This is a genomic window from Pseudomonas sp. B21-019 (assembly GCF_024749225.1).
In the GTDB taxonomy this organism is placed as follows: Bacteria; Pseudomonadota; Gammaproteobacteria; order Pseudomonadales; family Pseudomonadaceae; genus Aquipseudomonas.
The window spans coordinates 5,224,703-5,248,039 of the sequence record NZ_CP087193.1 but is presented as its reverse complement, the minus strand read 5'-3'; the positions used below and the strand labels follow the sequence as shown (position 1 = coordinate 5,248,039).

General features: G+C 59.5%; 19 protein-coding genes. 6 read left to right on the top strand and 13 right to left on the bottom strand.

What is annotated here, in order from left to right:
- Nucleotides 1–2 precede the first annotated feature (2 nt).
- From LOY36_RS23480 to yaaA, 11 genes are all read right to left on the bottom strand, one after another.
- The gene (locus tag LOY36_RS23480) at nucleotides 3–1,178 is read right to left on the bottom strand and encodes an alginate O-acetyltransferase (protein ID WP_258671116.1); all 1,176 of its coding nucleotides are present in this window, start codon (nucleotides 1,176–1,178) and stop codon (nucleotides 3–5) included.
- Between the two features lie 11 nt (nucleotides 1,179–1,189).
- Nucleotides 1,190–2,755, bottom strand: a complete 1,566-nt coding sequence (locus LOY36_RS23475) for an MBOAT family protein (RefSeq protein WP_258671115.1) — start codon at nucleotides 2,753–2,755, stop codon at nucleotides 1,190–1,192.
- Nucleotides 2,756–3,003: 248 nt separating this feature from the next.
- Nucleotides 3,004–4,134 carry a mannuronate-specific alginate lyase gene (locus LOY36_RS23470; RefSeq protein WP_019647719.1) on the bottom strand — a complete coding sequence of 377 codons (1,131 nt, stop codon included), beginning with the start codon at nucleotides 4,132–4,134 and terminating at the stop codon, nucleotides 3,004–3,006.
- An 11-nt stretch (nucleotides 4,135–4,145) separates the two neighbouring features.
- The gene (locus LOY36_RS23465) at nucleotides 4,146–5,597 is read right to left on the bottom strand and encodes an alginate O-acetyltransferase (protein WP_258671114.1); all 1,452 of its coding nucleotides are present in this window, start codon (nucleotides 5,595–5,597) and stop codon (nucleotides 4,146–4,148) included.
- Between the two features lie 10 nt (nucleotides 5,598–5,607).
- A complete protein-coding gene (gene algG, locus LOY36_RS23460) occupies nucleotides 5,608–7,209 on the bottom strand; it encodes a mannuronan 5-epimerase AlgG (protein WP_258671113.1) in 1,602 nt (533 codons plus the stop codon).
- A gap of 26 nt (nucleotides 7,210–7,235) precedes the next feature.
- Nucleotides 7,236–8,723 carry an alginate export family protein gene (locus tag LOY36_RS23455; protein ID WP_258671112.1) on the bottom strand — a complete coding sequence of 496 codons (1,488 nt, stop codon included), beginning with the start codon at nucleotides 8,721–8,723 and terminating at the stop codon, nucleotides 7,236–7,238.
- Nucleotides 8,720–10,144: an alginate biosynthesis TPR repeat lipoprotein AlgK gene (algK, locus tag LOY36_RS23450; protein WP_258671111.1), complete on the bottom strand. Its 1,425-nt coding sequence runs from the start codon at nucleotides 10,142–10,144 to the stop codon at nucleotides 8,720–8,722. The genes LOY36_RS23455 and algK overlap by 4 nt, the downstream gene beginning before the upstream one ends.
- An 8-nt stretch (nucleotides 10,145–10,152) precedes the next feature.
- Nucleotides 10,153–11,322, bottom strand: a complete 1,170-nt coding sequence (locus LOY36_RS23445; protein WP_019647723.1) for an alginate biosynthesis protein Alg44 — start codon at nucleotides 11,320–11,322, stop codon at nucleotides 10,153–10,155.
- Nucleotides 11,323–11,357: 35 nt separating this feature from the next.
- Nucleotides 11,358–12,839, bottom strand: coding sequence for a mannuronan synthase (gene alg8 / locus LOY36_RS23440; RefSeq protein ID WP_371929186.1), 1,482 nt, complete (start codon nucleotides 12,837–12,839; stop codon nucleotides 11,358–11,360).
- A gap of 199 nt (nucleotides 12,840–13,038) precedes the next feature.
- Nucleotides 13,039–14,355 carry a nucleotide sugar dehydrogenase gene (locus tag LOY36_RS23435; RefSeq protein WP_019647725.1) on the bottom strand — a complete coding sequence of 439 codons (1,317 nt, stop codon included), beginning with the start codon at nucleotides 14,353–14,355 and terminating at the stop codon, nucleotides 13,039–13,041.
- Between the two features lie 835 nt (nucleotides 14,356–15,190).
- Entirely contained in the window at nucleotides 15,191–15,970 is a 780-nt protein-coding gene (yaaA, locus tag LOY36_RS23430) for a peroxide stress protein YaaA (RefSeq protein ID WP_019647726.1), read from the bottom strand.
- A gap of 232 nt (nucleotides 15,971–16,202) precedes the next feature.
- On the opposite strand from yaaA, the gene LOY36_RS23425 reads away from it, so the two are divergent.
- The 6 genes from LOY36_RS23425 to LOY36_RS23400 all read left to right on the top strand — a co-directional run bounded on the left by LOY36_RS23425 (nucleotide 16,203) and on the right by LOY36_RS23400 (nucleotide 21,384).
- Nucleotides 16,203–17,327, top strand: coding sequence for a polysaccharide deacetylase family protein (locus LOY36_RS23425; protein WP_258671110.1), 1,125 nt, complete (start codon nucleotides 16,203–16,205; stop codon nucleotides 17,325–17,327).
- Nucleotides 17,328–17,662: 335 nt separating this feature from the next.
- A complete protein-coding gene (locus tag LOY36_RS23420) occupies nucleotides 17,663–19,054 on the top strand; it encodes a PhoH family protein (protein WP_258671109.1) in 1,392 nt (463 codons plus the stop codon).
- A gap of 146 nt (nucleotides 19,055–19,200) precedes the next feature.
- Nucleotides 19,201–19,674: a cyclic pyranopterin monophosphate synthase MoaC gene (moaC, locus tag LOY36_RS23415; RefSeq protein WP_258671108.1), complete on the top strand. Its 474-nt coding sequence runs from the start codon at nucleotides 19,201–19,203 to the stop codon at nucleotides 19,672–19,674.
- Entirely contained in the window at nucleotides 19,671–19,913 is a 243-nt protein-coding gene (moaD, locus tag LOY36_RS23410) for a molybdopterin converting factor subunit 1 (RefSeq protein WP_018927118.1), read from the top strand. Before moaC ends, moaD begins: the two co-directional genes overlap by 4 nt.
- 3 nt (nucleotides 19,914–19,916) lie before the next feature.
- Nucleotides 19,917–20,369, top strand: coding sequence for a molybdopterin synthase catalytic subunit MoaE (gene moaE / locus LOY36_RS23405; protein ID WP_018927117.1), 453 nt, complete (start codon nucleotides 19,917–19,919; stop codon nucleotides 20,367–20,369).
- A 238-nt stretch (nucleotides 20,370–20,607) separates the two neighbouring features.
- Nucleotides 20,608–21,384, top strand: a complete 777-nt coding sequence (locus LOY36_RS23400) for an ABC transporter substrate-binding protein (RefSeq protein WP_258671107.1) — start codon at nucleotides 20,608–20,610, stop codon at nucleotides 21,382–21,384.
- A gap of 83 nt (nucleotides 21,385–21,467) precedes the next feature.
- On the opposite strand, the gene LOY36_RS23395 is transcribed toward LOY36_RS23400, so the two are convergent.
- On the bottom strand, nucleotides 21,468–22,109 hold the full coding sequence (locus tag LOY36_RS23395) for a transcriptional regulator (RefSeq protein WP_018927115.1): 642 nt from the start codon (nucleotides 22,107–22,109) through the stop codon (nucleotides 21,468–21,470).
- 93 nt (nucleotides 22,110–22,202) lie between these two features.
- Nucleotides 22,203–23,330 (bottom strand): FAD-binding oxidoreductase, encoded by a 1,128-nt coding sequence (locus tag LOY36_RS23390; protein WP_258671106.1) that lies wholly within the window; start codon nucleotides 23,328–23,330, stop codon nucleotides 22,203–22,205.
- Nucleotides 23,331–23,337: the final 7 nt, after the last annotated feature.

Genomic DNA, 23,337 nt, shown 5'->3' with positions numbered 1-23,337 from the left:
TTTCAGTTTTGCGCCCGGTCGGGCGTCTCGGATTTGGTGTTTACAGCTACGTTTTGTTGGCGCGCGCCGGCTTGTTTAAGCTCTGCGACCCACTGCGGGTCGGCGTCACCGATTTCGTTGTTCACAGGCAGATATCGTTCAGGGAATTCCCAGATCAGCACTTGTGGCGGGCTGTTCTTGAAGGCATCGCTTTTCAGGTAGCTGAGCATCGGCAGAATCGGGCCGTGGCCGTCTTCGGCGTAATTGACCACGTCGCTGTGCAGCGCTTCTTTCAGCGCACCGACGAAGTTCCAGTTTGGGTTGGCGCTGTAGCTGGTGCCGATCAGGGCCACCGGCACTTCCGTGTTGGCAAACAACGCATCATCACCGGCAGGTTGATCCTGGGCTGCCACGGTGTTGCGCTTCTGCAAAGGTTCTGGCGCCGGCATCATGTTCTCGAACAGCGGGTCCAGCGGCAGGAACAACCGCAGGTCGCCCTTGTGCGTCACCTTCTCCGCCGGTTCAGTGACGAAGTTTTGCGGTTCGCCGCTGAGCGGAGCCTTGTCGGCAATGGTTTTGGCCAGGGTCTGGGCAGCGACTTGTGCGCCTTCCGGGGTCCAGTGGGTGTCGGTGCGCAGGAACACTTGCTGACCGTCGTGCTTGGCTTGTTGCAGCGGGCCGAGCAGGTCAGGGGCGAGGATCTTGTCGGCCGCCACGCGAGCGTGGAAGTCCTTGTACAGATTGGCGTGGATACTCGCCGGCTTCACTTCACCCAGGTGTTCCGGGTACAGACGCGTCTTGGCCGGAACAATCGCCATCACCAGTTGCACGCCTCGCTTTTTCAGTTCCTGGCGCACGCCTTCGACCAGCGCGTAGTTGCCTTGCAGGTTCAACTCTTCGTTGACGATCGGGTGGAACTCTTCATCGCTGTAGAGCCACTGATCGCGACCGAGCACCACGCCCGGACGACCTTCGTTGAACAGTTTGAAATCCAGCGCGGCCCAAAGGTTGGTGCCCAGGCGCTTGATCGGGAACTCGTCGTCATAGTGCGTCTCGACGGCTTTGGTCCAGCGCCCGTTGAGCACGGTGGCATCGGCGTTGGTACTGAAGCCGAAGAAGCTGCGTACCGACCACACGCCCAGGACCAGCAAGGTCACCAGGAACAGCGCGATGTAGAAGATGCGTAATGAGCGGGTCATGGTCAGATCCCTCAGAACTGGAAGTAAAGGAACGGCGAAAAGCTTTGCGCCGAGAGTTTGAGAATCGAGGCAATGAACAGCAGCAGTACCAGGGCGCGCATCACGTAACGGGACCAGTCGGCGGTCCAATAGGCCGGTTGCACAGTCGCTTCAACGCCGACGGTGTAACCCGGCTCGTGGATGCTGGCCGGGTTGTCACCCGGTACGGCTTTGATCATTCCAGGTGTCGCCGCGGCCGGGCCGTCGGTTTCGATGTTCACCGCAGGCTTGGTCTTGACTGGCGGCTGGTTGGTGTAGAAATCACGCAGGCCGAAGAACGCCAGGGTCACGTAAGCCACCACCAGGGTTGCCACTTGCAGACCGGTGAGGCTGGCCTGGTTGAGTTCCGACAGCGACCATTCGCCGAAGCTGAACATTGCGCCGTACATGCGACCGGCGACGTGCAGGTTCTCGGCGCGGAAGATCACCCAGCCCATCACCACCAGCAGGAAGGTCAGGACCCAGCGGATCGGGTTGAAGCTGCGCGGCGAGGTGTTCAGGCCGATGGCTTTTTCGATTGCCAGCCACATGCCGTGCCAGGCGCCCCAGACGATGTAGGTGATGTTCGCGCCGTGCCACAGACCACCGAGCAGCATGGTCAGGAACAGGTTGCGATAGGTCATCAGCGTGCCTTTACGGTTACCGCCGAGGGTGATGTACAGGTAGTCACGCAGCCAGGTGGAGAGGCTGATGTGCCAGCGCCGCCAGAACTCGGTGATCGACTGGCTGACGTACGGCTGTTTGAAGTTTTCCATGAAGCGGAAACCCATCATCAAGCCCAGGCCAATCGCCATGTCGCTGTAGCCGGAGAAGTCGAAGTACAGCTGTGCGGTGTAGGCCAGGGCGCCGAGCCAGGCATCGCCCGTGGTCGGGTTCTGCAAGGCGAAGCAATGGTCGGCGACCACAGCCAGGGTGTCGGCGATGAACACCTTCTTGATGAAACCCTGCATGAACCGCGTGGCACCTTCGGAGAACTTGTCGAGGGTGTGGGTGCGGTTGTTGAACTGGTCGGCCAGGTCGCGGAAACGCAGCACGGGGCCCGCGATCAAGTGCGGGAAGATCGCTACGAATGCGGCAAAGTCGATCAGGTTGCGGGTGGCCGGGGTATCGCCGCGGTAGACGTCGATGATGTAGCTGATGGACTCGAAGATGTAGAACGAGATCCCGATCGGCAACAGCACGTGGGTCAGGATGAACGGCGACAGACCGACCGAGGTCATCATCGCGTTGATGCTCTCCACGCCGAAGTTGGCGTACTTGAAGTAGCCCAGGATGCACAAGTCCACCGCGACGCCGAGCAGCAGCCAGCGCTGGGCCGGTTTGGTCCGGACCCCGGCGGCGCCAACTTTCAGGCCGATCCAGTAGTTCCACACCGTGACCGCTGCGAACAGCGCAAGGAAGTCCACACGCCACCAGGCGTAGAACACGTAGCTGGCGATCAGCAGCAGCAAGTTGCGATAGCGTTGCCCGCTCAAGTAGTACAAGCCGAGAAAGATCGGCAAGAACAGAAACAGGAACACGTTGGATGAAAATACCATCCCGATCTCTCCATGTTTAACCAACAGTCAAGGGCCAACGGCCCCCCCAAACCCCCCACGAAAATCCGGGGTGGTTGTATTGCATGCTGTGCACTTACCTGTGGCGAGGGAGCTTGCTCCCGCTGGGGTGCGAAGCGCCCCTGAAACCTGATGACGCGGTGTCTCAATCAATCCGCGTTCACTGGGTTACGACTGCTTCGCAGCCGAGCGGGAGCAAGCTCCCTCGCCACAGGGGAATACAGTCAGCTTTAAGAACCTTTGCCTTTTTCATTGGCCGGGTCATAGACCTTGGTCAAGTCCCCGCCGAGGCGGAACGACTTGAACGGCTGCATCTTGTGCTTGAGTTCCAGCACATTCGGCGCGCAGGTGTAGAGCGAGCAGAACGGTTCGAGCCAGGCGAATTTCGAGTCGATCTTGAGATCGGTCATGTCCTGATCCTTGCCGTTCTTCTTCTCGAATTGATCCGGGTCTTGCACACCCGCGAGTACGCGATCACCCAGGCGTTTCAAGGCGCCGTTATTTTCCTGACGCAAATCCACACCGTTGGCCTGGGCGAAACTGGCGATCATCGCCAGCGGCGGCAGGGCATAGTTGTGGTAGGCGAGGGCGCGTTGCTGGCGCTTGAGTTCGTTAGGCAGGAAGCCTTGGGCATCGATTTGATTGGCACCGACCTTGAATTCCTTCACGGCCCAGTCGAACAGGTCGCGGCGGTTGGTGGCGACCGACGTGGCCATCACCGACCAGGCCGCCCAATACGAGTGGTTGTTGGTCTGTTCGAGCGGCAGGTTGTCCCAATCGCTGACCACCTGATCGGCCATTTTGCTGAACCAGGCTTCAATCACTTGCGCCTCTTCCTGGTGGGTGGCCAGTGGGTGCGAGTCAGAGAATTTCAGGCGGATATAGGACGACGCCATGCTGCCCAGCGCCCATTTGCGCATGGACTTGCCGGTGTGGTTGAAGTCCCTGGACATCAACGCATCGGCCTTGGCCCAGGCGGTCAACCAGTCGAGGGTGCATTCCAGTTGTTCCGGGCGACCGTCACGCATGAACTGCATCACTCGCTTGCTGGTGCCGCGCTCGATCTTGGTGATGTCGGCGGTGGTGTCGCGGAAGGCTTTTTCCGATGCTTCGTTCAGGGTCGAACGGGACTTGTCGGAGCCTTCGTATTTGCTGCGAAACTGCAGGGCGCCGGTGTACGGCGTCGGCATTGCGTCGCAGCCTTCGCTCTTGTCGCCGGTCTTGAATTTATCCACAGGCGCGAAGTAACCCTGGGGCGGGTGCAGTGGCGCGGCGGCCTGGGTGGCGCCAGCGAACATCGCCAGAGCCAGTAGAGAGGGCGCGAGTAACTGTTTCAAAGTTCGGGTTTGCATGCAGTTCATAAGAGGTAGCCTCATTGCCCGGCTTGAGCAGTACGCTGCCCGGTGCCGGAGAACACGTTGCGTTTGCAGATTTTCGCTTCGACTTTCTGTGGCGCGGCGCCTGGTGTTTCAGGCCCCTGGACTTCTACGGCCAGCAGATTCTGCGAGGCCCAGTCTTCGTCCGTGCGCAACTCGAAGGCGAAACGCCCGTCGGTCTCGGAGGTTTCCGGTTTCTCGATCTTGATGTCCTCATGACGCCCATTCATGTACCAGAGGGTGGCATGCAAGGTTTTCACCGACGTATCGGCGAAGCGGATGTCGACCTGGTGGTCGCTGTTGCGCAGGTCCAGGTTCTTGCTGTTGACCATCAGTTCGTTTTTGCCCGGCTTCAGTGCGGCGCTGCCGCTCATCTGTGCATCCTTGCCTTCGCAACCGTTGTCGAGCAGCGCCATCATCTGGCGGTAGATGGTTTCCTGGTCGAGGCGATAAAGCGGCGAGAACTCCCAGATGAGAATCTTCGGTGGCTTGGTCTGGAACTCTTCGCTGCCCAGGTACTGCAGCATCGAACCTTCCAGGCCACCGCCGGGGAATGCCACGTTGAGGATGTCGGCGCCGATGGCCTCTTCGAGGAAACCGGCGAAGTTGTAGTTCTTGCCGCTGTGGCTGGTGCCGACCAGGGTGATTTGCGGGTTGCCGGATTCACCGAACAGATCGCCATCCGCCGCTTCGCCCTTGGGCTCGGTGGTGAACTGATCCATGTACTGGATCGCGTAGCTGGTGCCACAGAGTTGACCCGCCATGTTGTGCAACGTTCCGGTCTTGCCCATGCGACCCGACTTATGGGTCTCGAATTCACGCTTGGGAATGTCGGCGAAGACCGGCAACTGCTTGACCTTCTCGGCGACGATCTTCGCGGTACGCTGGGCGCCATACGGCGTCCAGTGCTGGTCGCCGCGGAAATAGAAATCGTGGGCCGGCAGGGTATCGGGCAGCGATTCGTTGGTCAGCGGCGACAGGTCCGGCACTACGTAGCCCATCTGCGCGAAGCGCCCGAGCATGGTTTTGTAGTTGGTCAGGGCCTTGTCGAAATCGTATTTGGCTTTTTCTTCCGGGTTCAGCTTGTTGCGGTTCACCAGGCCACGGGTCGGCTGGTAAACGATGACCAGCTCCACGCCTTTGCTCTTGAACGCATCGTGCAGCTGCTTCATGCGTTTGTAACCGGCGGGCGTGGTATCGAATTCGGTGCGCAAGTCTTCTTGGGTACGGAACAGCCAGTCGCCCTGGGCCTGCACCAGCGTGGTGAAGTTCTGCTGATAGCGGGTGGTGTAGTTCTTCGGGTCGTGGGCTGCCGGGCACAGGCTGCAGCACGGCTCGGCGCTGAAGCTCGGTGCCTTGGCGTCTTCGGCACGCACGCCAGTGCTGGCCGCGAGAATACCCGCGGTCAGGGCCGACAGGCTGAGTAATTTGATCAAGTGTGGGTGCATAAAATTATCCTCAGTCCCGCATTTCGGTCTGGCGTTCGACAGGGTCGATCAGCACGGCTTTCTGCTGGCGCACCAGCAGGTCGAGAATTTCATCCTGACGCTCGCCGAGAATTCCCGAGAAGCTGATGCCGCTGGTTTTGGTCGGTGCGAGCATCGACACGCGATACAACTCCACGCTCAGCGGCGAGTCGATCGACAGCGGTCCGCTGCCGTTGGCAGCCAGTTCACCACCGACCACGATCAGCGACACTTCGGCATCGAACGGGTCGAGCTTGATGTCCCGGTCGGTGTCGCTCAGGTCTTTGATGTGCCCGTAGACACCGGTCAGGCCGTTGGCCATCGAGACGTTTTCGTACAGGCGAATGTTCACGCTGTTACGAATACGGATGCCGTGGCGTCGGTTGCTGATCACCTGGTTGCCCCACAGCAGGTTGTCGGCACTCTCGTAGAGGGTGATGCCGTCGGTGTGGTTCTTGTAGATCTCGTTGTAGGCGATCAGGTTGTTCACGCTGTTACGGTCGATCACCAGCCCCGAGAGGTGGTTGTCGTAGCTGCGGTTGTTGAAGATGAAGCTGTCGTTGACCTCACGGGAAATAATGATCCCGTGCTTCTTCTTGGTACCGTACACCGTGTTGTCGGCGATGATCAGACCGTGGGAACGGTCATGGGGGTCGATGCCGTAGACGATGTTGTCTTTGTAGGTGTTGCCCTTGACCACGAAGTCGCGGGTTTCGTAGCAGTAGAAGCCGTACCACATGTCCGAGAACTCGGAGCCGACGATCCAGCCGGTCGGTTCAGGGCGCTTGAGCACCTTGGCCATGTTCGGCGTGTACTGGGAAATACTCACGCCGTAGGACTTACTGTTGGCGTAACCGAAACTGGCGATCTTGCTGTTGGCGATGTAGGTCTCGGTGCCGCCCCAGGACAACAGGAACGGACGGAATTCCTTGGGCGACGAGAAGGCCGCCGGGCCGTTGGCCTTCTCGCTCCAACCGGTGATCTTGGTATCACGCACAAACAGCTGACCGTCGTTGACCAGGAACGAGCCGGCCTCCTGGGACAGGCGCAGTTCCTGGGTCTGTTTGTCGATTTCCAGAATGCCGTGTCTGCCCACCACGATCGGCAACTTCGCCAGGAACACACCTGGCGACGTTTCGCTGAGGTACTGCTTGGGCAGCTTCTTGGTCAGATCCTTGAGGTTCATGTAGCCGTCGTCGACGAAGATCGCCTGCGGGATGCCGTGCTGACGCACCACCCACTCGGCCATCTTGTTGTCGCCACCGATGAAGTCCTTCAAGGCGTCTTCCTGCATCATCCGGCGCACGCTGATCTTACCGGGCTTGGTGCGCACGATTTTCGCGGCGATGGCTTCGGCGGTGTAGCCTGAAGTGTCCGGCAGTTTCGGCTTGGCCAAGTCCAGGGGCGCGGTTGGCGCGCTGCTGACGGTGTAGGTCTTGGCCTGTTGCAGCCCCTTGGCCACGGTCGTCGATTTGCTCTGCTGTTCAGGCTGGTGCACAGACTTGGCCGGTTCGACGGTGGCGAAGGCGGCTGCGCTGGCCAGCAGCAGCGCGCCGGCCAGCAGGCTGATCGAGCCTTTCTTGGCGCTGTTCATGTCGGGCACTCCCTTCGCGGTTTGCATCAGAAGCGCCAGATCACGTCGATAAACGCACGGTGCATGTACGAGTCGACTTCTTTGCCATAGGCATCGCCGGGCTTGAACACACCGCCACGGAACCGCACCAGGGCCGAAGGCTCATCGATCGATTGGCTCAACGCTGCCGGCAACAGGCCTTGCTTGAAGTACTTGGTGACCACCAGGTCCATTTCCTGACCGAGGTCCTTGTTGCCATCTTCCAGCGGCAGGGAGGTGCTGGAGAGGATCGCGCCGGTCGCGTCGTCGGTGTTGTTTTCAACAGCGTTGATGCCGTTGTTGCCCACCGGCTTGTTGCCGTCCACACGCCAGAACTTGTGATAGATCAGGCTGGCGTCGTATTCGTCGTTGAGCATCCAGGAGCCGAACAACGTAGCGGTCTGCATGTTGTTCATTTCGCCACGGAAGGCTTCGCCGAAACGGTGAACCCGCGAGCGAGTACCGGTGTAGTTCGAGCGGTTGCTTTCCAGGCCGTTCTGTTGGTACTCGGCGCTGGCGCGGGCATAGGCTGCACCGACTTGCCACTGCGGGTCGAGACGCAGACGCACACCCACGTCGGTAGCCCAGCCGTTCAGGTCTTCGCCACGCTTGGCTTCTGCCGGGCGAGTGCCGTCGGCATTCAGCGGGTTGACCGTGTCACGGTCGCCGCTCATGCCGGTGATGCTGCCCCAGTAATTGACGGAGTTGGTGTTGCGCCAGTTATAGGCATCGCTGTCGGCGGTGAGGCCGAGCCAGCTGATGTCGCCGTTCTGTTTCTTGTCCAGGGTATCGCCGGCCACGCCCGGCTCCGGATAGTCGAGCTTGCCGTTATCGTGGGTGTGATGACCGCGAATGCCGACCCAGTTACCGGGTGTCCACTGATACGCCGCATCGGCGTAGGCGTGCAGGCGATCCTTGTCTTTGGGCGCCAGTTCTTTCAGGTCGGTACGGTATTCGCTGAAACGTTCGGCGATACCGACGTTGGCGCGCAACAGGGTGGTGTCGAAGGTCCAGTTCAGGGCTTCGATGTTGGTGTCGCGCCATTGGCCGTCGTCGTTGCGCAGGCGTTGGCGACCGAACTTGAGGATCTCGCCAGGGTAGGGCGTGAGGCCGCTGTAGCCGACCCAGAACTCGCGCATCGCCAGGTAGTTTTTCCTGGTCTTGCGATCACCGCTGTCGGTGGTCTGGGTGCCGCTGTTGTCGGACTGCTGCAGGGTGTCGGTTTCGATGATGTCGGTGGATGTCACGGCCTGACCCATCGCGTAGGCGCTCCACGCGCCGCTTTCGCCATAGACCCATGGGCGCAGGTCGAGGCCGACGCCGTTAACGTCGCCGCCACCGGCGGTGCCCAGGTCACTGTCGTCTTCGGACTGGCCGGTAACTTTGACTTCGAGACCGAAGTTCTTGTCTTCGGTCAGGGCCGCCAGGGTCGGGCACGACCACAGCAGGGCGAATGTCAGGCCAATACCGGCCTGCACGAATGGATTGAGTTTCATAGGGATTCCTCGCCGTCTTCTTCTTGCAAAGCGTGCAGTTCCAGCGTGTCCGGACTCACGGTGCTACGAATGGCTTGCTCTTGTTTGAGCAGGCGTTGGGCCTCGGCCAGCCGGTCAGGCGGCAGTTGCGCTTCGAGTGTTTGCGCAAGCTCAGTGGCTTGCGGGGTGTCTTGAGCCTTGGCCAATTGGCTGAAGACGTAAGCGTTGACCGGGTCGGGCCGGGTGCCCTTGCCTTGGGAGAACAGTTGGGCGATGGCGAAATCGGCGCTGTTCTGGCCGTTGCGTGCAGCGGTCAGCAGGTGATCCAGGGCTTTCTGCGGATAGACCTTGCCCAGGTAACCGCGACGGTAAATCTGGCCGAGGTAGTAATCGGCGGCGACTTCCCGGCCGACGGCTTTCTTGAAGTGCTCTTCGGCGACCTTGGCGTCGGCCGGCACCATTTTGCCTTCGTAGTAGAGCTTGCCCAGCAACAGTTCGGCGCGCGACTGGTCGGCGGCGCGACCGTTGTCCAGGTACTTCATCATCGTGTCGACGTCGCCCAGTTCAGGGAAGTCGTAGAGCAATTGCGCCAGGCTGACCCAGGACGCCGGGTAGCCCGGAGCGATGCCTTCGAGCAGCGACTGAGCGGTTTTTTCGTCGGTCTTGCCCAGGCTCGCGTCGCCCAGCACGCGGGCCACGCTGTCGACCCGTTGCGCGGAGACGGTGCCACGGCTGTGAGCGGCCTGCATCTGCTTGATCAGCTCGGCCTGTTGTTCGGGCTGGCCACGTTTCTGATAAACCGTGGCCAGTTCGACGTAGCAGATGTCGGTGGTGTTCAACGCCGCTTTGCAGATCTTTTCCACGTCATCCAGGTGTTGGTCGTAAGTGCCTTGGGTGCGATAGAGCAGCACCTGGGCCAGACCTGCTTCCGGTTTGCCTTCGGCGCGCCATTGGCTGATCTGCTGCTGTGCGTTGACGTTGGGGAAGCTGTGCGGGAATTGCAGATACAGCATCGCCAACGGGATCAGGGTGTTGCCTTCGCCATTGGTCGCGGCTTTCTTCAACAGTGCCTCGGCTTCGTGGTGTTCGGCTTCGGTGGCGCCAGGTTTGGCCACCAGCAGGCGACCCAGGCGAGCCTGAGCCCGCGGCGAGACGCTGGCTGCGGCGCGGTAAGTCGCCTCGGCCTTTTTGATCTGTGCCGGGTCGCGGCTGTCGACCTGAATGTCGGCCAGCCCAACCTGGGCTTCGCTGTAGCCCAGGTCGGCCAGTTGCTGATAGTTCTGCGCCGCCAGCGTGGTATCACCGCGCTTGAGGGCTTCATTGGCCAGGCGCTGGTCGGGCAGGCCGGCGCAACCGGCCAGGCTTACGGCCAGTGCAACTGCACACAGTGATCCTATGTGGGTGCGCGGTGTTCTGAGGATTTGTGGAGTCGTCACGGGCATGTCCTCTTTTAAAGACCGGCGGCCATGGCTTTGTTGATCAGCCAGTTCAGGTTCGGGCCACGGGTGCTGTTCACTTCCGCCGGGCGACCGGCGAGTGCGCTGTCCAGCGGCTCGTCAGGTTTGATCTGCACGCGGATATCGGATGACAGGTCTTCGCTTTTCAGGCTGGTGCTGCTGACGATCTTGCCGGTACGAGTCTGGTCTTCGCCGGCGATCTGGAAGCTGACCGAGGTGCCTGGGCGCACGTCGCCGAACTGGCGATAGGAGAAGCGTGCTTCAACGTTGGCTTCGGTATTGCGTGGCACCAGTTGGAAGATCACGTCACCTTTGTTGGCGTATTGACCGTTAGCCACCAGTTGCTGGGCCACGGTGCAATCGCACGGGGAGGTCAGGGTGCCGGTCATTTGCTTGCCGAAGAGCTCTTCAACCTTGGACGGTTGCAGTTGGTTTTCGTCCAGATGGCCCTTGAGCACGTCGAGCATGCTGGTGCTGAAGGTCGCCAGCGGTGCGCCTTTGGCGGCAACGCCGTCAGCCTTGATCAGGCTCTGCACGGTGCCGTCGCGCGGCATGGTGATATTCATGCCTTGCACGCTGACCAAACCGGCCTGGGCGTGGCTGACGAAGTACATGCCGTACACCGATTTGAAAATGAAACCGAACGCTACCAGGCCGACCACGAAGATGCCGGCGCTGAAGGTCACCGCTTTCAGGCGGCCGAGCGCGGTCATGCCGTGGCCGCCGTCCTTGACCTTGCGCGCCTTGGTGAAGTTGTCGCGCTGCAGGGTTGCCAGCACTTCACCGATGCTGACGATGTCGCCGGCCAGGTGCGAGGTGATCAGGTGGCGCAGGGTGGAAATGTCCCGTGGTTCCAGGTTCTGGAACTGGCAACCAACGCGGCCGGTCTGGCGGTCGACGGAGCGGATCTGCAACTCCACGTCCATGGCCAGGCCAAGGTTATCGATGACGAATTGCAGGCGGGCCTTGTGCACATCGCCAACTTTCAGCGGCAGCTGACCGGCGTTGAACGCCAGGCCGCCTGCAGAAAGGTCGATGACCCGGGCTTCGACCGGGGTCCGGTCAGGGCCGAAGAAACGCAGCTTGGCCGGAATTTTCACACGGGCGTGTTGGCGCTGGGCTTCGGATTCGTGCACTACGTTGCTGTTGACGGCGGTATTCATATGGGCGATTTCCTAGTTAATTCAGGCGAGTTCGGTCAGACCATCATCAGCAGCACGGCGACAAAGATGCTGCCGGCGGAGAAGGTCATGGTCCGAGACGACCAGGTGTTGAACCAACGTTGAAAGCTGGCGAGATCACGGGTCAGAGAAGTGGGCTGGCGAGTCCAGGATTGTTTGTCGAGGCGGAAGAACACGTAGATCTTCACCAGCGCGCCGACGATCTGGTTGTAATAGAGAATCGCCGGGTAGGCCGGGCCGATCCGGTGACCGGAACAGGACAGCAGCAGCGTCAGGATCAGACGGGTGATGCCGATCCACAGCAGGTAAACCAGGATGAACGCGGTGCCGTACTTGAAGGTGGCGATGAGCGCCACGGTCAGGCCCAGCAGGGACGTCCACATCGACACGCGCTGATCGAACAGCACCACTGACGTGAACAGGCCGAGGCGTTTCATCCCCAGGCCCAGGGCGCGGGAGTTCTGCCGCAGGTTGTTGCCGTACCAGCGGAACATCAGTTTGCGACTGGCCTTGATGAAGCTCTTTTCCGGCGGGTGTTCCACGGTATGGATCGCGGCGTCGGGCACGTAGAACGTGTCGTAACCCAGGCGCATCAGGCTGAACCAGCTCGACTTATCGTCACCGGTCAGGAACTTGAAGCGGCCCAGGCGCCAGTGTTGCAGCGAGTCGCTTTCCACGTCAGCGATGAAGTCCGGGTTGGTCACCACAGTGGCGCGGAACACCGACATCCGGCCGGTCATGGTCAACACGCGCTTGGACAAGGCCATGGAGCACATGTTGATGTGGCGCTGGGCGAATCGCAGTTTGTGCCATTCGCTCATGATGTAGCCGCCGCGCACTTCGCAGAACTCGTTGGTGGTCAGGCCGCCGACATTGCCGAACAGCTGGAACCACGGCACGGTCTTGAGCACGACGCCTTCGGCCAGCACGGTGTCGCCATCGATCACTGCAACCACGGCACGGTCGTCCGGCAGGTGGCGGGAGATGGCGCGGAAACCGTAGGCCAGGCCATCGCGCTTACCGGTGCCGGGAATGCGCACGAAGTCGAGCTTGACGCTCGCGGGTGGGTTCATGCGTTTCCAGAGGCTCTTGACCAGCAGCTCATCGGACATTTCGACGATGGAGCACACCACGGTGGTCGGCAGGCCGCAGTCGATGGCCTCGCGGATCACCGAGCTGTAGACCTGCGCGGTGGTCAGCGCGTCGATACGGAAGCTGGTGACCATCAGGAACACATGGGAGGGGTCTGCCGCTTTACCCAGCTTGCGCACTTTGCGCCGCAGGTGCGGGTAGACCACGTACAGAAACAGCATGCCGCGCAGAAAGTGCGTGGCACCCATCGAGTAGCGCCAGATACCGACGATACCGACCAGGAAAATGAAGTCCTTCGACTCGGAGTCGAACGTGGACACAGGCAACGCAATGGCGATGCCCATCAATAAACTTAGGTAAAACAGCCAACCGGCGGCCTGAAGTAGGCCGTGCTTTAGCCTGTGCATAATCTGCATCCGTCTCGATCTCGGGCGGAGCCCGATTGGGTTAAGGCAGGCTTGTGAAAACTGGCGCCACCCGGTTTGGATAACGCCAGAATCCCTATAGGAGCTGGCGAAGCCTGCGATCTTTTGATCTTTCGCTTGGGATTCAAGTGAGCTGGGAAAGATCGCAGCCTCGTTGCACTCGACAGCTCCTACAGACGTGTTACCAGCAGATGCCTTCGGCGCGACCGCTGACGCTGGTGGCTTGAGACATGAAGCCGACCAGGTCGATCACTTGCTTGCCGTGCGGAACGTCCTTGACCAGGGCGCGGAATTTCTCGTCACGGTTACCGAGGATGATCACGTCGGAGTTGTTGATCACGTCGTCGAAGTCCGAGTTGAGCAAGGACGAGACGTGAGGGATCTTCGACTCGATGTAATCCTTGTTCGCACCGTGGACACGGGCGTACTCGACGTTGCTGTCGTAGATGCTCAGGTCGTAGCCCTTGCCGATCAGCATTTCCGCCAGATCGACCAGCGGGCTTTCGCGCAGGTCGTCGGTGCCGGCCTTGAAGCTCAGGCCCAGCAGGGCGACTTTGCGTTTGTCGTGGCTGGAGACGATGTCGAACGCGTTCTGCACCTGGGACTCGTTACTGCGCATCAGCGAGTTGAGCAGCGGTGCTTCGACGTCCAGGGAACTGGCGCGGTAGGTCAGGGCGCGCACGTCTTTCGGCAGGCAGGAGCCGCCGAATGCGAAGCCAGGACGCATGTAGTACTGGGACAGGTTCAATGCCTTGTCCTGGCAGACCACTTCCATCACTTCACGACCGTCAACGCCGACAGCCTTGGCGATGTTGCCGATCTCGTTGGCGAAGGTCACCTTGGTGGCGTGCCACACGTTGCAGGTGTACTTGATCATCTCGGCAACGGCGATGTCCTTGCGGATGATCGGTGCGTCGAGTTCTTCGTACAGCGATTGCAGAACGTCGCCCGAAGCCTTGTCGAACTCGCCGATGACGGTCATTGGCGGCTGGTCGTAGTCGGCGATCGCGGTGCTTTCACGCAGGAACTCAGGGTTCACGGCAACGCCGAAGTCGACGCCTGCTTTCTTGCCGGAGCAGTCTTCGAGAATCGGGATGACCACGTTTGCCACGGTGCCCGGCAACACGGTGCTGCGCACGACGATGGTGTGGCGGGTGGATTTGTCACGCAGAACAAAACCGATTTCGCGGCACACGGCCTCGATGTAGTTCAGTTCCAGGTCGCCGTTCTTTTTGCTCGGCGTGCCGACGCAGATCATCGACAGGTCGGTGTCGCGAATCGCCTCGGCGAAGTTGGTCGTGCCGCGCAGACGGCCAGTCTCGATGCCCTGTTTCAGAAGTTCGCCCAGACCGGGTTCAACGATCGGCGAACGACCGGCGTTGATCATATCGATCTTGTCTTTGGCAACATCGACGCCAACGACGTCATGGCCCCGTGCAGACAGGCAACCGGCACAGACTGCACCGACGTAACCCAAACCAAATATGCTGATGCGCATCGCATTTACCTCTCAGTTAATCAAGACTGTATTCAACAAGCCATTACATGGCCGGAGTTAATGGTGTTCAGCGGTCATAGTGCACTCGCAAGTGCGGCCTTAAAGGCGTCACAATGCCGGGTGCAGGCATACTAAGTTCCGAGTGTCTAAATAAGTGCACTCAAGATGTGCGCAACCAGGCCTTATTGTTATGACGTGCCCTGTTATGCAGCCGACCCTCTAATCAGAGGACGTTCGTGCAAAGGTCTTGCGCGCTCAATGCCAGGCCAGAAGCCCGTAAATCAAGCGGTTGGGTGCTCGGGTGAGCACGTTTATAGGGGCGCAGCCGTGGCCTTGTAGGGGATATTAATGGTACGTTATCTCCTGTCCTTCATGTGTTGCCCAAACAAGTGATCCATAAGTTAAAGTTAGTGTGACAACTTCGCTATCGGGATCGCTTCTCTGTGTAAGTTATCTCGTACGTTCGCCGAGAGAATCGTTACGGGTGGTATGAGCGGCGCATTTGGACATAGTTCCAGTCCGCCCATCGCGATTTCTGAAATTTCTTGAAATATTGAAAAAGATGGCACTGCTTTCATATTGATAGCACTTGCCGTTTCGCCCTTTATATATAGGGTGATTATTGCCTTGGGTACTTTTTTGCCACTACTGACAAAAAATTTCAGTGCCACTACTGAAAAAAATCAGCAAAGTCGAGTGAAACAAAAGTTAGAAAATCGAGTGCTTGTTTTTTGGCGCCAATAAGTCGGCGAAAAGGGCGGGGATTGTTCGAGGATCGAAGGGGTAGCGCACGACGAAGTTGTTGATGTCGTGCGCGAATTGAGTGCGGGTCTGGTTACTCCGGTGCGTGATCGCGCAGGAACACCAGATTGTCCGGTTTAGACTGTTCGCTGCTGTAGCGATAACCCTGAACATCGAACTGCTTGAGGGCGACCGGGTCATTGATGCGTTCTTCAATGACGAAGCGGCTCATCATCCCGCGGGCCTTTTTCGCGTAGAAGCTGATGATTTTGTACTGGCCGTTCTTCAAGTCCTTGAACTCGGTATTGATGATGCGTGCGTTCAAGGCGCTGCGTTTGACCGCCGAGAAGTATTCGTTGGAGGCCAGGTTCAGCAGCACATCGTCGCCTTGATCGGCCAGCGCTTCGTTCAGCCATTCGCTGATCCGCGTGCCCCAGAAGGCATACAGATCCTTGCCACGGGCATTGGCCAGCTTGGTGCCCATCTCCAGCCGATAGGGTTGCATCAGGTCCAGAGGGCGCAGCAAGCCGTACAGGCCGGAGAGCATGCGCAAGTGCTGCTGGGCGTAATCGAAGTCGGCTTCGCTGAAGGTTTGTGCATTCAGGCCGGTGTACACGTCACCCTTGAATGCCAGCAAGGCCTGCTTGGCGTTGGCAGGGGTGAAGGCCGGGGTCCAGCTGCCGAAACGTGCGGCATTGAGGCCGCCAATCTTGTCGGAGACGTGCATCAGCTCGCTGATCTGCGCCGGCGTCAGGTCGCGCAGTTGCAGGATCAGTTCCTGGGAGTGGTCGAGGTATTGCGGCTGAGTGAAGCGCTGGGTCGCCGGCGGTGTTTCGTAATCGAGGGTCTTGGCGGGGGAAATCACCATCAGCATGAAGTCGGCTCCTTTAATCGTGGGGGCGATTCTAGGGGGTTGTCTGTGTTGACTCCAGCTATGGGTGTCATAGGTGATCGGTGGTGTCACGGAACAAGATCGCAGCCTCGCTTCGCTCGACAGCTCCTACGGTGCACCGGCATCTGTAGGAGCTGTCGAGCGAAGCGAGGCTGCGATCTTTTGATCTTCTCGGGATATAGTGCCGCGCGGGTTTTGTTATGGAGACATCCCATTGCGTATCGTTTTTCTATTCTTCGCCACACTGTTGAGCTTCGGCGCCCAGGCGACGCCGGGCGATGTGGCGACGCTGGATCGAAGCACCTGGCCTGAGCAGCTCAGCAACCCGACCCTGTTCGACGTTGCCTCCCGGGCCGAAATCCTCATGTTCGCCCGCGTCCTGCTCGCCAGCGAATCGCTCGATGAAGCGAGCCTGGCTCAACGCCTGGGCCTGCGCACCGTCAATCTGGAGTCGGTCAACCAGCTGCGCCAGCGCATGTGGCAGCGGTTGCTGAGCAACTACAACTTCGCCCAGCAGAGTTGCGATCAGGATGCCTCTTTCTGTTTCCTGGTCGAGGACATGGATACCTTGCGAGAGCAAGCGGCCAAGTTTCAGATCAGCAACGACAGCTACTACATCAAGTGGGCCGAGCCGAGCCGGTTGTTCCACGCCCAGTACCTCGATGAGCAATTGCGCAAGGCCGCGCTGTTCCCGCAGACCAGCAGCGAAGTCGATCGTTTTGGCGACTATGAGCGCAATGGCGATGCCATGAATGATCGCCTGTTCCTGCTGACTTTCGACAGCGCCGCCAATGCCGTGCCGGATAACACTGCCTGGGTCACCGAGTACCTGCGCAAATCGAACATGAGCGCGACGTTCTTCGTCCTCGGCAAGGACATCCAGGCCCGTCTGGCAGAAGGTTCGGCGACCAGCCTGCAAGGGACCTATTCGCAGCAATGCGTTGGTGTGCAGGGTTGGGAGTTCCGTTCCCACAGCCACTGGCAAGACTGGCAGGACTCGGTGCGGCGCAGCGCCGAGCTGGTCAAGGGCAAGCTGCCGGAGAATTACGTGCCGCTGTTTCGTCCGCCCGATGGCCAGCGTCGGTCCGATGCTGAAGGCTTCTTCAGGTCTCAGGGTTTGCAGGTGGCATTGTGGGACATCGATGCCCAGGACGGCGCCGGCAAGCTCAAGGGCAGCCAGAGTGCGCAACGGGTGCTGACCCTGATGCTGCTGTGGCGGCACGGGGTGATCAACTTCAATGTGAAGCAGGACGCGCTGAAAACCGCGATACCTTGGCTCATCACGCAAACGGCGCCAAGCGGGATCGGTTGGGAAAACTGTCAGGACGCGTTTCGCTGAAACGGGGAAAGCCCGTAAACATTGGGGCAGGGACGTTTTTGGAGGAGATTTCGATGCAGGCGGACTTCCGACTTTAGCGGGGTGCTGGCAGTCCGCCAAGTGCTATTGGTCATTCTGAAAAATAAACTTCAAAAAAACGTCAAAGTGCTTTTTTCTGTCATGTGTTTTGGAGTATTACGAAGACAGACCGCCGAAACCTGCAACACAGGTGGCGTCTTCCAAGACTCCGTTTGGGTTGCAATCACTTGAGTCTGAGCAGGTGATTTCGGTGGCCACTTCGAGGCGCAGCACTGTCATGGTATTGCGTCGACTGGCTCCCACAAAGGTGACCGAGTATGGATGATCACGGACGTAGCCCTTCCAACCAGCCAATCCTTTATGTACTCGATACCAACGTATTGATTCACGATCCAAACGCCCTGCTTAACTTCGAAGAACACCACGTCGCGATCCCGATGACCGTGCTTGAAGAGCTGGACAAGCTCAAGAGCGGGCCTCATAGCGTTGCAGCGGAATGCCGTCAGGCCATTCGGCTGATCGACAAGACCCTGGGCGATGCCAGCCCCGAAGACGTCGAACTCGGCGTTCCGATCCAGCGTGGCAAGGGTGGGCCCAAGGGCTTGCTGTCAATTCTGATGAGCAAGCGTGCCGAGCCGAACATCATTCTGCCCGAGCACCTGAACGACAACATCATCATCAACCAGCTGATCGACCGGCGCGCGCGTGATGCAAAACTGCCCGTGGTGCTGGTCACAAAAGATATCAACATGCGCCTCAAGGCCCGGGCTTGTGGGATCGCGGCCGAGGACTACAGTACCGACCAACTGGTCGACGACGTTTCGTTGCTGCCCAACGGTTACCACAACATGACCGGCTCCTTCTGGGACCGGGTGAGTAAAGTCGAAACCCGGCAGGATCATGGTCGCACCTGGCATCAGGTGCAGCTGATCGACAACCTGCCTGCCGTGCACGTTAACGAGTTCATCATCGACGAACAGGGCTTTGTCGGCTGGATCAAGGAAATCCAGGTCGACAAGTTATTGATCCTCGACCTGCATCAGGAGCCTCTGTTGCACCAGGAAGCCTGGGGCCTGAAACCACGTGACATCTATCAAAGCCTGGCGCTGTACGCCTTGCTCGATCCGGACATTCATCTGGTGAACCTGTCCGGCGCGGCCGGTTCCGGCAAAACCATCCTGGCCCTGGCAGCGGCCATCGAGCAGACCATGGTCAGCAAGCGCTACCGGCGCATCATTGCCACTCGCAGCGTGCAGGGGCTCGATCAGGAAATCGGTTTCCTGCCCGGCACCGAAGCGGAAAAGATGGAGCCTTGGCTGGGCGCCATCACCGACAACCTCGAAGCCTTGCACATGGATGACGAAAACACCCATGGCAGCGTCGACTACATCCTCAGCAAAGTGCCGTTGCAGTTCAAATCCCTCAACTACATTCGAGGCCGTAGCTTCCAGCAGAGTCTGATCCTGATCGATGAATGCCAGAACCTCACGCCGCACCAGATGAAAACCATCATCACCCGTGCTGGCGCCGGTTCCAAAGTGGTGTGCCTGGGCAACCTGGCGCAGATCGACACCCCTTACCTGTCCGCGACCAGCTCCGGGCTGACGTACCTGACCGAACGCTTCAAAGACTTCCCCAACGGTGTACACATCACCCTGCAAGGGGTGCCACGTTCGATTCTGGCCGAATACGCCGAATCGCATCTGTAACCCTCACCACAGAACCGGGCGACCTCAAAGTCGCCCGGTTTTTTTGTGCTCGACAAAAAATCCTGTGGGAGCGTGATTCGATAATCGAGCGTGCGGAAAATTGACCCGCAGGTTTACAATCGATGCTCCTGATCAGGAGTAACGCTGTGCTGACTCATCTCGATTCCCAAGGTCGCGCCAATATGGTCGACGTCACCGAAAAAGCCGTGACGTTCCGCGAAGCGACGGCCCAAGCGCTGGTGCGCATGCTGCCCGAAACCCTGCAATTGATCGTCAGCGGCGGCCATCCCAAGGGTGATGTGTTCGCCGTGGCGCGGATCGCCGGTATCCAGGCGGCGAAGAAAACCAGCGATCTGATTCCTCTGTGCCATCCGTTGATGCTCACCGGCGTCAAGGTCGAACTCACTGCCGAAGGCGACGACACCGTGCGCATCGTGGCGCGCTGCAAGTTGTCCGGGCAGACCGGCGTCGAGATGGAAGCGCTGACCGCCGCCAGTGTCGCGGCGTTGACCATCTATGACATGTGCAAGGCCGTGGACCGCGGCATGACCATCGAGAGCGTGCGGCTGCTGGAAAAACTCGGCGGCAAGAGCGGCCATTTTCAGGCGGAGCAGCCATGAACGTGACCGTGAAGTTTTTTGCCCGTTACCGTGAGGCGCTCGGCGTGGATTCGGTAAAGGTAGAAGGTGATTTCGCCACGGTCGACGATGTGCGTGCACTGCTGGCCCAACGTGAAGGCGCCGAGGTGTTGAGCGAGCAGAACCTGATGTGCGCCCGCAATGAAGACCTCTGCCAGCTCGATGAGCCGGTCGGCGATGGCGATGAAGTGGCTTTCTTTCCAACCGTGACCGGGGGCTGAGCCATGGCGATTCGTGTGCAGCCCACGCCGTTCGATCCGGGCGCTGAAGTCAACGCCATGCATGCGGCCAATGTGGGCGTCGGTGCGGTGGTGAGTTTTGTCGGCTACGTACGCGACTTCAATGACGGCCTCGATGTCGCCGGGATGTTTCTGGAGCACTACCCGGGCATGACCGAAAAAGCCCTGGGCAAGATTGCCGCGGAGGCCGAGCAGCGCTGGCCGCTGTTGAAGCTGGAAGTGCTGCATCGCATCGGCGCGCTGGAGCCGGGCGAGCCGATCGTCTTCGTCGGTGCCGCCAGCGCGCACCGTCAGGCAGCGTTCGATGCCTGCGCCTTTGTCATGGACTACCTGAAAACCCGCGCGCCATTCTGGAAGAAAGAAAACACCAGTGATGGCGCGCGCTGGGTTGAAGGGCGTGACAGCGATCATGCGGCGGCGGATCGCTGGAAGCAGTAATTCCTCTAGTGCTTTCGAATACGCCTTCGCGGTCCGACTTGTCCGCGAAGAGGCCTTCTGCATCACCCAAAAATCCACTGATTCCCCTCCCGACCAGAGGCTGGAAGATCTGTATGCGCCCGATTGACGGTTAATACATAAAAGTCCAGTATGGATTTATAAGTACAAAAAAGGCGTTCCCTGTTTCAGCTTTTTCTTCTGTCTTGCCAAACCAACAACAACCCGCGAGAGAACGAACATGAAGAAATTCCCCCTCATCACCGGTCTGGCCCTGAGCCTGTTGGCGTGCAGTAGCGTGTTCGCTGCCGAGAAAAGCCTGCGCATCGGTATTGAAGCGGCCTATCCGCCGTTCGCATCGAAAACCGACAAAGGTGAAATTGTCGGTTTCGACTACGACATCGGCAACGCCCTGTGCGCGCAGATGAAGGTCAAGTGTGTGTGGGTCGAAGGCGAATTCGACGGTCTGATTCCTTCCCTGAAAGTGAAGAAAATCGACATGGCGCTGTCGTCCATGACCATCAATGAAGACCGTAAGAAGTCGGTGGATTTCACCCACAAGTACTATTTCACCTCATCGCGACTGGTGATGAAGGAAGGCGCGGCGGTCGATGACCAGTACGCCAGCCTCAAGGGCAAGACAGTCGGCGTACAACGCGCAACCACTACCGACCGTTACGCCACCGAGGTTTTCGAACCGAAGGGCATCAACGTCAAGCGTTACGGCAACAACGAAGAAATCTACATGGACCTGGCTGCCGGTCGCCTCGATGCCATTTTTGCCGACACCATTCCATTGAGTGATTTCCTGTCCATGCCGCGCGGCAAGGGTTACGCCTTTGTCGGGCCGGAACTCAAGGATCCGAAATTCGTGGGTGAGGGCGCCGGGATTGCCGTGCGCAAGGGCAACACCGAGTTGGTCAGTGAGCTGAACGCGGCCATCGACGGCATTCGCGCCAGTGGCGAATACCAGAAGATTTCGGAGAAATACTTCAAGTCCGACATCTACGGCGATTGATCGGAAAAAGATCGCAGCCTTCGGCAGCTCCTAAAGAGGACCACATTTCTCTGGAGCTGGCTCAGCCTGCGATCTTTTGATTTTCAGCCCTTCAATTCCTTCAAATGCTTGTACACCGTCGCCCGGCCCATGTTCAGCACATTGGCCACGTAGTTGGAGGCGCTTTTGCCTTTGAAGGCGCCTTCGGCGTGCAGCGCCAGCACCAGTTCGCGTTTGTGGTCGCGGGTCAGCACATTCAGGCTCAACTGGCGCTCGCGCAGCCAGGCATGCAGAAAAGTGTTGATCCGTTCCTGCCAGTCATCGCGAAACAGTGAATCCGGTTGCGGAATCAGCTTGGTCGGCGACAGGAACAAATCCAGCGCCGCTTTCGCGTTCTCGAACAACGAGATATTCAGGTTGATGCACAGCACTGCCAGCGGTTGCCCTTCGCTGTCGCGCAGCACGCTGCTGAGGCTGCGAATCTTCTGGCCGTCCCAGTTGAGCTTTTCGTACGGCCCGATGTTTCGTTCACTGACCTCTTCGCTGAGCATGTCCTCCAGCGACGAGTCGTCACCGATTTCCCGTTTGGACAGGTTGTTGGCGATGTAATCGACCTTTTGCGTGCGCAGGTCGTGCAGCACCACCTCGGCGTGAGGGAAGAACAACGTGGCGATGGCATCGGCAATCGCGCGGAAGTTGTCCATGGACACATTGTCCAGGGCCGAGTTTTTTTCAGGTGCGTTCATACAGTGGAACTCCAGGCCAGCGTCAGTGCCCCTTTAAAAAGGGGCACTGGAAGTTTGCCGCAATCGTGTGGGCACGTCACCTGAGGATCAGGATCAACCCAGGCGGGCGGGGGAGAGCATCGCGGCGTCCAGACCGAAACGGGTGAGCTGTTCGGGCAAGGTTTCGCCGCGTACCAGTGCAGCACTGGCCTGGCCCATGGCCGGTGACGTCTGGATGCCGTAGCCACCTTGTCCCGCCACCCAGAACAGGCCCGGTACGCGTTGATCGAAGCCGGACAGCAAATCCCCGTCGTGCACGAAACTGCGCAAGCCGGCCCAGGTGCGGGTCGGGCGGCGGATGGTCAGGGTGGTGGCCTCTTCGATCTGGTAGATGCCCATGGCGATGTCCAGTTCTTCGGGCTGCACGTCGTGCGGCTCCACCGGGTCGGCGTTGGCCGGTGAGCCGAGGAACATGCCGGCGTCGGGTTTCATGTAGAACGATTCATCGAGACTGACCAGCATTGGCCAGTCATGGCTATCCAGGCCCTCGGGGCCGGCGAAGATAAAGGCTGCCCGACGCTTGGGTTGCAGGCCCAGAGGCCGTGCCCCGGCCAGCTCGCCAACCTTGTCGGCCCAGGCGCCGGCGGCATTGATGATGATCGGGGCGCTGAAGGTCTGAGTGGCGGTTTGAACCTGCCACAGCCCTTCGGCATCCCGGGTCAGGCTCAGAACTTCACTGTCGGTATGCACCTCGCCTTTATTGCGCCGGATACCGCGCAGATAGCCTTGGTGCAGGGCATCGGTATCGATGTCGCTGGCGGTCGGGTCGTAGATCGCGCCATGGACTTTTTCCCGACGCAGGATCGGCAGACGCGCAAAGGCTTCGTCGGCGCTGAGCAGTTGCATCTGCGGCACGGTGGCTTTGGCGCTCAGGTATTGATTGTTCAGCTCGGCCGGATCGCCAGTGAAGTCGACGGTCATCTCACCGCGCGGGGTCAGCAACGGGTGTTCGCAGAAACCGGGCGGTGGTGAATCGAAGAAATCGCGGCTGGCCAGGGTCAATGCCCGAACCTGGGGCGTGCCGTAGGCGGCGGTGTAGAGCGCCGCCGAGCGTCCGGTGGAGTGATAGGCCGGATGGGATTCGCGCTCGAGCACAATCACCCGTCCGTGCTGCGACAGCCAGAAACCGGTGGAAGCACCGGCAATCCCGCCGCCGATAATGATGAAATCTGCCTGGCTCATGAACGTC

Bases quoted from the DNA above. Each gene is read 5' to 3' on its own strand.
- LOY36_RS23480 (WP_258671116.1), bottom strand. From the start codon at position 1,178: ATGACCCGCTCATTACGCATCTTCTACATCGCGCTGTTCCTGGTGACC.
- LOY36_RS23475 (WP_258671115.1), bottom strand. From the start codon at position 2,755: ATGGTATTTTCATCCAACGTGTTCCTGTTTCTGTTCTTGCCGATCTTT.
- LOY36_RS23470 (WP_019647719.1), bottom strand. From the start codon at position 4,134: ATGAACTGCATGCAAACCCGAACTTTGAAACAGTTACTCGCGCCCTCT.
- LOY36_RS23465 (WP_258671114.1), bottom strand. From the start codon at position 5,597: ATGCACCCACACTTGATCAAATTACTCAGCCTGTCGGCCCTGACCGCG.
- algG (WP_258671113.1), bottom strand. From the start codon at position 7,209: ATGAACAGCGCCAAGAAAGGCTCGATCAGCCTGCTGGCCGGCGCGCTG.
- LOY36_RS23455 (WP_258671112.1), bottom strand. From the start codon at position 8,723: ATGAAACTCAATCCATTCGTGCAGGCCGGTATTGGCCTGACATTCGCC.
- algK (WP_258671111.1), bottom strand. From the start codon at position 10,144: ATGCCCGTGACGACTCCACAAATCCTCAGAACACCGCGCACCCACATA.
- LOY36_RS23445 (WP_019647723.1), bottom strand. From the start codon at position 11,322: ATGAATACCGCCGTCAACAGCAACGTAGTGCACGAATCCGAAGCCCAG.
- alg8 (WP_371929186.1), bottom strand. From the start codon at position 12,839: ATGCACAGGCTAAAGCACGGCCTACTTCAGGCCGCCGGTTGGCTGTTT.
- LOY36_RS23435 (WP_019647725.1), bottom strand. From the start codon at position 14,355: ATGCGCATCAGCATATTTGGTTTGGGTTACGTCGGTGCAGTCTGTGCC.
- yaaA (WP_019647726.1), bottom strand. From the start codon at position 15,970: ATGCTGATGGTGATTTCCCCCGCCAAGACCCTCGATTACGAAACACCG.
- LOY36_RS23420 (WP_258671109.1), top strand. From the start codon at position 17,663: ATGGATGATCACGGACGTAGCCCTTCCAACCAGCCAATCCTTTATGTA.
- moaD (WP_018927118.1), top strand. From the start codon at position 19,671: ATGAACGTGACCGTGAAGTTTTTTGCCCGTTACCGTGAGGCGCTCGGC.
- moaE (WP_018927117.1), top strand. From the start codon at position 19,917: ATGGCGATTCGTGTGCAGCCCACGCCGTTCGATCCGGGCGCTGAAGTC.
- LOY36_RS23400 (WP_258671107.1), top strand. From the start codon at position 20,608: ATGAAGAAATTCCCCCTCATCACCGGTCTGGCCCTGAGCCTGTTGGCG.
- LOY36_RS23395 (WP_018927115.1), bottom strand. From the start codon at position 22,109: ATGAACGCACCTGAAAAAAACTCGGCCCTGGACAATGTGTCCATGGAC.
- LOY36_RS23390 (WP_258671106.1), bottom strand. From the start codon at position 23,330: ATGAGCCAGGCAGATTTCATCATTATCGGCGGCGGGATTGCCGGTGCT.